Genomic DNA, 9,517 nt, shown 5'->3' with positions numbered 1-9,517 from the left:
GCCCGGCTGGCCGGCGCGATAGCCGACCGCCACCCCAAGGTCGCGGCCCTCGGCCCGGCCGAGCTGCACCGCCGCCAGATCGAGTGGTACGCGGAATGGGCCGCCGACTTCCAGAGCTTCCTGCGCCGCAAGGGCGACCAGGACGCGGTGATCGACGGCACGTGGCCGCTACGCGAGCTTGAGGACGAGACAGTCTGAAGCGCCCCAAAGGGGCGCGGGGAACTGCGCGACCAGCCACAAACGACCGTCAGTCGCTCGAATACCTATCGGCCCCGATCAATAGGCGCTCAGAACGGATACCACCGCACCGTCTCGTCCCCGTCCCGCAAAGACGCCACCCGGCGCCGGAACTCGACGAGCGCCTCGGGATTGCTCGGTGCATGCTGGGCAACCCACGCGCAGCTGGCCGTCTCCCGAGCACCCCGCAGCACCGAGCAACCCGCCCATCCCCGCACGTCCCAGCCGTACGCCTCGGTAAACGAGTCATACGCGCGGGCCGGAAAGGCATAGCGGTCGCGGGACAGAGCCATCACCACCAGATCGTGCTCGCGCAGATCCGCGGAGAAGGTCTCCAGGTCGACCAGCACCGGCCCGTCCGGCCCGACATGCACATTGCGCGGCAGCGCGTCGCCATGGATCGGCCCCGGCGGCAGATGGGGCGTGAGCGCGGCGGCGGCAGCAGCGAAGCCGTCGCGCCGCTCCCGCAGATACGCCGCGTCCGCCGGGTCGATCGCGTCGCCCGCGAGACGCAGCCAGCGCTCCACCCCGCCCAGCAGCTCGCGGGGCGGGAGTTCGAAGGAGGGGGAGGGGAGGGCATGGACGAGGCGTAGCAGTTCGGCCAAATCCCGGGCATCGGCCGGGCGTACGGATTCGGCCAGTCGGTGCCACACGGTCACCGGGTGTCCCTCGACGAGGCGCGGCTTCGGGTCGGCGGCCCGCACCGCCGGCACGCCCGCCTCGGCCAGCCACACCGCGACATCCAGCTCGCGCCGGGCACGGTCGAGGAGTTCGGCGTCGCGGCCCACCTTGACGACCAGGTCACCGGCGGCGAACACCGCGTTCTCGCCGAGGGCGAGGAGCCGCGCGTCCCGCGCCGGGCCGGGAAGTACGTCCGCCGCGGCCAGTACGTCCCGGGCCCGTGCCTCGTCCATCGTCCGCCTCCGTGTCGTCCCTGTGCGTGTGCGTACGGCGTCGGGTTCCCGCCATCCGACGGCCAGTGTCGCATTCGCACAGGTGGGACGGCTTGCGAGGTGCCTTGACGAGGCATACGGCGTTCACGACCATGACGGGGCCCGACCGGGCCGTGCAAAGGGGCTGATTCCATGACATCGGTGACGGGGGTATCGGTGACGGAGGTGCGGAGGCCGCCGGGCCGCGCGCCCGGCCGAGGCCGACAACGGCGGGCTTCGGACCACGCGGCCTGGTTCCTGGTGTTACCCGCGCTGATCCCGATCCTCGTGCTCAGCATCGGACCGCTGGTGTACGGCGTCCTGCTGGCCTTCACCGACTCCCAGTCGGGCCGCACCGCGCCCACCCAATGGATCGGCGGGCTCAACTTCCGGGATCTGCTGCACGACACGCTGTTCTGGGAGTCGTTCAGGATCGGCCTGGTGTGGGCGATCGGGGTCACGGTCCCCCAGTTCCTGCTCGCCCTCGGTCTTGCCCTGCTGCTGAACCAGGACCTGAGGTTGAGATGGCTCGCCCGGGCGCTGGCGATCGTCCCGTGGGCGATGCCCGAGGTCGTCGTCGGCATCATGTGGCGGATCGTCTACAACCCGGACGCCGGCATCCTCAACGAGACCCTGCGCGACCTCGGCCTCGGGGAAGGCCGCGACTGGCTCAGCAGCCTGACCACCGCACTGCCCGCTGTGATCGTCGTCGGCGTCTGGGCGGGCATGCCCCAGACGACGGTCGCCCTGCTCGCCGGGCTGCAGAACACCCCGCGCGAACTCCACGAGGCCGCGGCCGTCGACGGTGCCGGAGCCTGGCGCCGCTTCCGCACGGTCACCTGGCCCGCCCTCAGACCGGTGGCGCTGGCGATCACGGCGCTCAACCTGATCTGGAACTTCAACTCGTTCGCCCTGGTCTACGTCCTGACCAGCGGAGGACCCGGCGGCCGTACCCGGCTGCCCATGCTCTTCGCCTACGAAGAGGCCTTCCGCTACGGCCAGTTCGGCTACGCGGCGGCGATGGGATGCGTGATGGTCGCGGTGATCTCGGTGCTCCTCGCCGTCTTCCTCGTGGGCCGACTTCGGGGAGGAGACGACTCATGAGGACCAGCAGCACATCGGGCATGAGGACGAGCACCGGGGCCCGCGCCGGACAGTACGTCGCCCTGCTCGCGTATCTCGTCTTCCTTGCCTTCCCCTTCCTCTGGCTGATCTCCACCGCCTTCAAGTCCCCGCGCGAGCTGGGCAGTCTGCACCCCACCTGGATCCCGCGGCACCCCACCCTCGCCAACTTCCGCCAGGCCTTCGACGAACAGCCGCTGCTGCACGCCGCGTCGAACTCCCTGCTTGCCGCGCTCGGGGCCGCGCTGATCGCCGTGGTGATCGCGACCCCGATGGCGTGGGTCATGGCCCGGCGCCGCACGCTGCTCGCGCGGGCCGCGACCGGGTGGGTGATGGTCAGCCAGGCGTTCCCGTTCGTGCTGGTGATCATCCCGCTGTTCCTGGTGCTGAAGAACCTGCGGCTGATCGACTCGCTGGCCGGGCTGGTGCTGGTCTACGTGGTGTGGTCGCTGCCGTTCGCGCTGTGGATGCTCGTCGGGTATGTACGGGCGGTACCGGCCGAGTTGGAGGAGGCGGCGGCGGTCGACGGCGCTGGGCGGCTCCGCACACTCGTGTCTGTGACGGCACCGCTGCTCGCGCCGGGCATCGTGGCAACGGCGCTGTTCGCGTTCGTCACCGCGTGGAACGAGTTCTTCTTCGCGCTGGTCCTGCTCAAGACCCCGGAACACCAGACCCTCCCGGTCGTCCTCACCCACTTCATCGGCGCGGAGGGCGTCGCCGACCTCGGCCCGCTGGCCGCCGCGGCGTTCCTCGCGACCCTCCCCTCGCTACTCGTCTTCGCGCTGATCCAACGCCGGATCACGGGCGGCATGCTCACCGGGGCGGTGAAGAGCTGATGCGATCCCGATGGATCCTCGCCCTCGTCGTGGGCCTGCTCCTGGCCGGCTGCACGGGAGGTGGCGGAAACGGCTCGGCGAACGGCCGGATCACCCTCCGCTTCCAGTCCCTCGCCTGGCAGGACGAGTCCGTCACCGCCAACAAGGAGCTGGTGAAGGAGTGGAACGCCACCCATCCGGACGTCAAGGTCGAGTACGTACAGGGCAGTTGGGACAGCGTCCACGACCAACTGCTCACCTCCTTCGAGGGCGGTGAGGCACCGGACATCATCCACGACGCCTCCGACGACCTCGCGGACTTCGCCTACGGCGGCTACCTCGCCGACCTCCGGGACCTGCTGCCCGCCCGGCTCAAGTCCGACATCCCGCAACGCAGTTGGACTACGACGACCTTCGGGGACGGGATCTACGGCGTGCCGTTCCTCCAGGAACCGCGGGTGCTGATCGCCAACGCGACCTGGCTGAAGAAGGCGGGCGTCCGCATTCCGACCCCCGAACACCCTTGGACCTGGCCGGAGTTCAGGGCAATCACCCGACAGCTGAGCGGCGACGGCAAGTACGGAGTGGCCTGGCCGCTCAAGGAGCCCGTGTCCGCCACGCTCAACCTGTCGCTGTCGGCGGGCGGCGAGCTGTTCCACCGGGGTGCGGACGGCAAGGTGACCGTGCGCTTCGACACGGCCGACCAGGTCGTGCCGCGCACGATCCACGACCAGGCGGACGTGGACCACAGCGCCTCGCCCACGACGCTCGGGAGCGGCGGCTCGGACACCCTGCCGGGGTTCTTCGGCGGGAAGTACGCGATGGTCCCGCTCGGCTTCTCCTACCGGCAGCAGATCGTGCAGCAGGCGCCGAAGGGCTTCGACTGGCAGGTGCTGCCCGCCCCGGCCGGCGCCGACGGGCTCACCCAGGGCGTCAGCCCGCAGACCCTGTCCATCGCCGAGGACAGCCCGCACAAGAAGGAAGCCGCCGAGTTCATCGGCTTCCTGCTCCAGCCCAAGAACATGGTCCGCCTGGCCCTGGGCGACTGGATGCTGCCCACCGGCACCCAGGCCCTCAAGGACCCCGCCCTGCACACCACCAAGGACGACTGGGCCACCGGCACCGCCCTCGCCGACGACCTCACCTCAGCACCCGCGCAGTCCGTACGGGGCTACCCCGAGTGGAAGGACAAGGTGGCCACGCCGACGTTCCAGGAGTACTACAGCGGCGCGATCACCCTCGCCGAGCTGCGCAAACGACTGGTGAAGGACGGGAACCTGGTGCTGGCGAGATATCAGCGCTGAGAGGAGCAGGAGCGGAATCGGCGGAGCAGTTCAAGTGCGGCGGGGCTCTCCGCGTCGAAGGTCTGGCCTTGTTGTTCGGCAGGAAGGTCCGGCCCCCAGACGCGGGCACCGTGACAGCGGAAGCAGAAGGCGATCTCGAAGAGCTGATCGGCGGAGTCGTGCGCCCGGATTCCCCAGCCCGGGAAGAAGCAGCGGTACAGCTCACCGCCTGGCAGGTCGGCGATCAGAGACAGGGCCTGCTGGGCCTGGTCGCCCTCCCAGACGGCGGCAGCAGCATGCCTCCAGAATCTCCGATCGCGACTTCGCTGACCAGGGACGGCCAGAGGGCACCAGGTGCAGCCGGAGGCGCCCCCTCAGGGGCGCGGGGAACTGCGCGACAAGCCACAACGCACCCGTACTCGCCGAACAACCGCACCACCCTCCCCGGAGGGCGCTTCCCGCCACGAAAAATCCCGTTGCCCCACCCCACCCGAACCCCCTAGCGTTCCCCACATGTCAGCCGCCAACGCGATCATCAACTCCGGTCTCGGCCGGAGCTGCACGTATGCGATCCGCATGCGGCGCGGCCCCGGTGCCCTGACCGGCCCGGGCGCACACGCCCGCTGACACCTCCGCCACCCCGCCACGCCACTCGCGACTCGCGGTCCGCGGTTCCTCCTGCTCTCTTCCGGTCGGGGCCTTCGTCTGCCCGTATGCCCTTCACGGAAGACAAGGACCGCAGGCCATGGCCCGCCCCACCCACGTTTCCCGCGCGCTCTCGCAGAACTTCCTCGCCGACCGCGCCACCGCCGAATACGTCGCCCGCCTCGCTGCCCCGCACGGACAGCGGATCCCCCTGCTCCTCGAAGTGGGCGCGGGGAAAGGCGCGTTGACCGCGAAACTCGCACCCCACTGCCGCGAACTGCACGCCCACGAGATCGACCCCCGGCTCGTGCCGAGGCTCCGCACCCGCTTCGCCACCACACCCCAAGTCCGGGTCATCGCCGGGGACTTCATGGACACCCGACCACCACGTGTCCCGTTCTCCGTCGCCGGGAACGTGCCCTTCTCCCGCACCGCCGACATCGTCGACTGGTGCCTGCGCGCCCCCGCCCTCACCGACGCCACCCTGCTCACCCAGCTGGAGTACGCCCGCAAACGCACCGGGGACTACGGGAGTTGGACCCTGCTGACGGTACGCAGCTGGCCGCGCCACGAATGGCGGCTGGTCGGACGGGTCGACCGGAGGAGGTTCAGTCCCGTGCCGCGCGTCGACGCCGGGATCGTACGGATCGAGCGGCGCCCGACCCCACTGCTCGAACCCGCCCAACTGCACGGCTGGCGGCACCTGGTCGAGCTGGGCTTCTCGGGGGTGGGCGGTTCGCTGCACGCCTCGCTGCGCCGGGCACACCCGAGGCGGCGCGTGGACGCCGCGTTCCGTGCCGCACGCCTCGATCCGCGCGTCCTCGTCGGCGAGGTGTCGCCGGACCACTGGCTGCGGCTGCACGAGGCGTTGATGGCGTAGGACAGCAGTGAGGGCCTGTTGGTTCCCCCGGGATACCAACAGGCCCTCAGTCCAGTGGAGTTACACCCTCACGGGTTCGCCCTCACCCGCCACCGCGGACGGGATCGGCTCCGGTGTCTCGTCGTGTGTGAGGTCGGGGAGACGGTGGAGCCACTTCGGGAAGTACCAGTTGCGCTCGCCGAGCAGGGCCATCACCGCGGGGAGCAGGACGCCCCGGATGACCGTGGCGTCGATGAGGACCGCCGCCGCCAGGCCGACGCCCATCTGCTTCATGGACTGCATGGACAGCGTGCCGAAGATCGCGAAGACGGCGACCATGATGATCGCGGCGCTGGTGACGACGCCCGCCGTGGTGACCACGCCGTGCTGGATCGCGTCCTGTGTCGTACGGCCGCGCAGCCGGGCCTCGCGGATGCGGGAGACGACGAACACGTGGTAGTCCATCGACAGGCCGAACAGGATCACGAAGAGGAACAGCGGCAGCCAGGTGACGATGGCGCCGACGCCCTCCGCGCCCACCAGGGAGGCGCCCCAGCCGTGTTGGAACACAGCGACGAGGATGCCGTAGGCAGCGCCCACCGAAAGGAGGTTGAGGACGATGGAGGTGATCGCGACCGTCAGCGAGCGGAACGACAGGAGCATCAGCAGGAAGGCGAAGACCACGACGAACGCGAAGACCGGTACGACCGATCCGAGGAGCTGGTCGTTGAAGTCGTGCGAACCGGCGACCTGTCCGGTGATCGGCGCCTGGACCCCGTCGACCTTGCCGAGTGTGGCGGGCCGTACCTCGTCGCGCAGTTTCTCCAGGCTCTTCGCGGCCTTGTCCTGGTCGGAGCCGCCGACGAGCGGGACGTAGACGAAGGCCACGTTCTGCGCGTCGTGCAGCTTGATGTCGACCGGGCCGAGCGAGGCACCCGAACTGACCGCCTCCGCCTTGAAGTCGGCCAACGCCTGCTTGACCTCGGGTGCGTTGATGTCCTTCGCCTTGACGACCACCTCGGCCGGTTCGGAGCCGCCGGGGAAGGCGTCGTTGACCCGGTTGTAAGTCCCCACGATCGGGAGGGAGTTGCCGAACTCCTGGTCCAGGGTGAGGTTTTCGGTCTTCATGCCGACCGCGGGGGCGGCGATGGCGAGCAGTGCGCCGGCCGCGACGAGGACGGAGACGAGCGGCCTGGCGAGCACGCCCTTCAGGACGGCGGTCCAGAACCGGCTCTCGCCGCTGCCCCCGCGGCTGCGCCGGCGCAGGAACGGGAGACGGCCCTTCTCGACCCGCTCGCCCAACAGCGAGAGCAGCGCGGGCAGTACGGTCACCGAGCCGACCATGGCGACCGCGACGACCATCAGCGAGGCCAGGCCCATCGCCTCGAACTCGGCGAGCCCGGTGAACAGCATGCCCGCCATCGCCACGCACACCGTGACACCGGAGACGATGATGGCGCGGCCACTGGTCGCGGCGGCGATCCGCAGCGCGGCCCCGGCGTCGCGGCCGGCCTCGCGCTCCTCGCGTTCGCGGCGCAGATAGAACAGGCAGTAGTCGACGCCGACGGCCAACCCCACAAGCAGCATCACGGAGTTGGCGGTGTCGCTCATCGGCTGGACATGGCTGACGATGCCCATCAGACCCATCGTCGCGATGATCGCGGTGAGGGCAAGGGCCACCGGCAGCAACGCCGCGACCAGTGCGCCGAAGGCGATCAGCAGGATGCCGAAGGCCACGGGTACGGCGGAGTACTCGGCCTTCTTGAAGTCGTTGCCGAACGCGTCCTTGTACTGCTTCGCCATGCTGGCGCCGCCGATCTCCTCGATCCGCAGCGAGCCATGGTCCTTCTGCACCCCGGCGACGGCCTTCAGTACCGGCTCCACCCGGTCGCCCGCGGTGTCCGAGTCGCCCCGCATGTCGAACTGGACGAGCGCGCTCCGGCCGTCCTTCGAGATCGTCCTGGTGTCGTACGGCGAGGTCACGTCGGTGACCTCGCGGGTCCCCTCCACGGCCTTGACGACGGCGGTGACCGCGGTACGGAACTCGCTGTCCGTGGAGGTGACCGACGCGTCCTTCGACTGGATCAGGATGGTCTCACCGGCCGGTTCCTTGATCCCCGCGTCGTCGATGATCGTGGCGGCGGTGTGCGTCTCGCCCTTCAGCTGGTTGCCCTCGTCGACGTCCACCCGGCCCGCCGCCGAACCGATTCCCATCGCCAGAACCACGAACAGCACCCAGATGCCGACCGCGGCCCACCGATGCCGGGCGCTCCAGCCGCCGGCCCGGGCGGCGAGGCCCCGCACCCGCGAATCTCCGTTCCCCATGACGGGCTTGCCCCCTTGTGCACGGTGACAGCCCCCTGCCGCCACCTCATGGTTCGAAGGTATGCGCGGAATAAGAACGTCCCCTCGTGCTGACCGGTGAGGTATTCGACGGCCGGCTCCTCCGCACGGACCCCGGGTCCTCACCACTGGGGAGGACGGCGGCCCCTTACATCTATCCGGGCGGCTCGGGGGTGGTGATCAGGGTGTCCGATGCGTCGGCCGAGGTCCGCTTTGTTATTACGAAAGCTTGTTGAACAAGTCACAGGTGTCTGTAGGTGTGCCCGTAGGTGTTGATCCGGAGCCACCTCATCCGCCAGAGTTTCCGCGCACCGGCACACCATGGAGCGGCCGTCGTGCCCACCCCCACGGGGCACGAAGGCCGCTTTATGGTGTGCGGATGACGACGACGTATGCGGCGCTGCTGCGCGGGATCAACGTGGGCGGCAACAAGAAGCTCCCGATGGCCGAACTGCGCACGCTCCTCGAAGGCCTCGGACACGGGGACGTCCGCACCTACCTCCAGAGCGGCCAGGCCGTGTTCGCGAGCGGGCACGGGGACGAGGAGTCGCTCGCGGCGGAACTCGCGCAGGCCATCGAGAAGCGGTTCGGGTTCACGGTCGACGTCATCGTCCGCGACCACGCCTACCTGACCGCGATCGCCGAGAACTGCCCTTTCCCGGCCGCCGAGTTGGAGGCCAAGCAGCTCCACGTCACGTACTACTCGCTGCCGGTCACGGAGGACCGCTTCGCGGAACTCGACCAACCCGCCCGCCTCCCCGAGGAGTTCCGCCTCGGCGACCGCGCGCTGTATCTCTACGCCCCCGAGGGCCTCGGCCGCTCCAGGCTCGCCGTCGAACTGGCCCGGCCGCGGTTCACCAAGGGCCTGATCGCCACCACCCGCAACTGGAACACCGTGCTCAAACTGGTGGAGCTGACCGGCAGTTGAGACAGTCGGGAGCCCTCGTGGAGGGAGAGATCCACACTGTGCGAGGCTCGTTCCCATGCGCTACATCATCATCGGAGCAGGGGCGGTCGGCGGAGCGATAGGCGGTCGGCTGGCCGGGGCTGGGTGCGAGGTCGTCCTCGTCGCGCGGGGTGCGCAGCAAGCGGCCCTGGCCGAGCGCGGGTTGCGGCTCAAGGTGCCGGACGGTGAGTCGACGTACCGGCTGCCGGTTGTCGAAGAGCCCGCCGGGCTGGGCGAGTTGAGGCCCGACGACGTGCTCGTGCTGGCCGTCAAGACGCAGGACAGCGAGGCCGCGCTCGCGGCCTGGGGACCCGCGCCGGTCGCCGGCGGCGGTA

The 9,517-nt window shown here is 69.8% G+C and carries 8 protein-coding genes and 1 pseudogene; 7 read left to right on the top strand and 2 right to left on the bottom strand.

What is annotated here, in order from left to right; all coding sequences use genetic code 11:
- A pseudogene (locus R6V09_RS37220) lies at positions 1-198 on the top strand (3'-5' exonuclease); the annotation flags it as partial.
- 89 nt (positions 199-287) lie between these two features.
- On the opposite strand, the gene R6V09_RS37215 reads toward R6V09_RS37220, so the two are convergent.
- Positions 288-1,151, bottom strand: a complete 864-nt coding sequence (locus R6V09_RS37215) for a phosphotransferase enzyme family protein (protein ID WP_317885891.1) — start codon at positions 1,149-1,151, stop codon at positions 288-290.
- Positions 1,152-1,322: 171 nt separating this feature from the next.
- Here R6V09_RS37215 and R6V09_RS37210 point away from each other — a divergent pair, with 171 nt between their 5' ends.
- The 4 genes from R6V09_RS37210 (at position 1,323) to erm(O) (ending at position 5,914) form a co-directional block, all read left to right on the top strand.
- Positions 1,323-2,273, top strand: a complete 951-nt coding sequence (locus tag R6V09_RS37210) for a carbohydrate ABC transporter permease (RefSeq protein WP_317885890.1) — start codon at positions 1,323-1,325, stop codon at positions 2,271-2,273.
- A gap of 20 nt (positions 2,274-2,293) precedes the next feature.
- The gene (locus R6V09_RS37205) at positions 2,294-3,127 is read left to right on the top strand and encodes a carbohydrate ABC transporter permease (protein WP_317885892.1); all 834 of its coding nucleotides are present in this window, start codon (positions 2,294-2,296) and stop codon (positions 3,125-3,127) included.
- Entirely contained in the window at positions 3,127-4,410 is a 1,284-nt protein-coding gene (locus R6V09_RS37200; RefSeq protein ID WP_317885889.1) for an ABC transporter substrate-binding protein, read from the top strand. The genes R6V09_RS37205 and R6V09_RS37200 overlap by 1 nt, the downstream gene beginning before the upstream one ends.
- Positions 4,411-5,134: 724 nt before the next feature.
- The gene (gene erm(O), locus R6V09_RS37195; RefSeq protein WP_317885888.1) at positions 5,135-5,914 is read left to right on the top strand and encodes a 23S rRNA (adenine(2058)-N(6))-methyltransferase Erm(O); all 780 of its coding nucleotides are present in this window, start codon (positions 5,135-5,137) and stop codon (positions 5,912-5,914) included.
- 60 nt (positions 5,915-5,974) lie between these two features.
- Here the strand turns inward: erm(O) and R6V09_RS37190 are convergent, their stop codons facing one another.
- Complete coding sequence (locus R6V09_RS37190; protein ID WP_317885887.1) at positions 5,975-8,218, bottom strand: MMPL family transporter; 2,244 nt, start codon at positions 8,216-8,218, stop codon at positions 5,975-5,977.
- Positions 8,219-8,615: 397 nt separating this feature from the next.
- On the opposite strand from R6V09_RS37190, the gene R6V09_RS37185 reads away from it, so the two are divergent.
- Positions 8,616-9,164, top strand: a complete 549-nt coding sequence (locus tag R6V09_RS37185) for a DUF1697 domain-containing protein (protein WP_317885886.1) — start codon at positions 8,616-8,618, stop codon at positions 9,162-9,164.
- Between the two features lie 55 nt (positions 9,165-9,219).
- Positions 9,220-9,517 (top strand): 2-dehydropantoate 2-reductase N-terminal domain-containing protein (locus tag R6V09_RS37180; protein WP_317885885.1); only part of this gene is annotated, 298 nt, incomplete at its 3' end.

Origin of the sequence: Streptomyces sp. W16 (genome assembly GCF_033194735.1) — a bacterium.
Classification (GTDB): Bacteria; Actinomycetota; Actinomycetes; order Streptomycetales; family Streptomycetaceae; genus Streptomyces.
The sequence above is the reverse complement of the archived record's forward strand: the minus strand, read 5'-3'. Positions and strand labels throughout refer to the sequence as shown.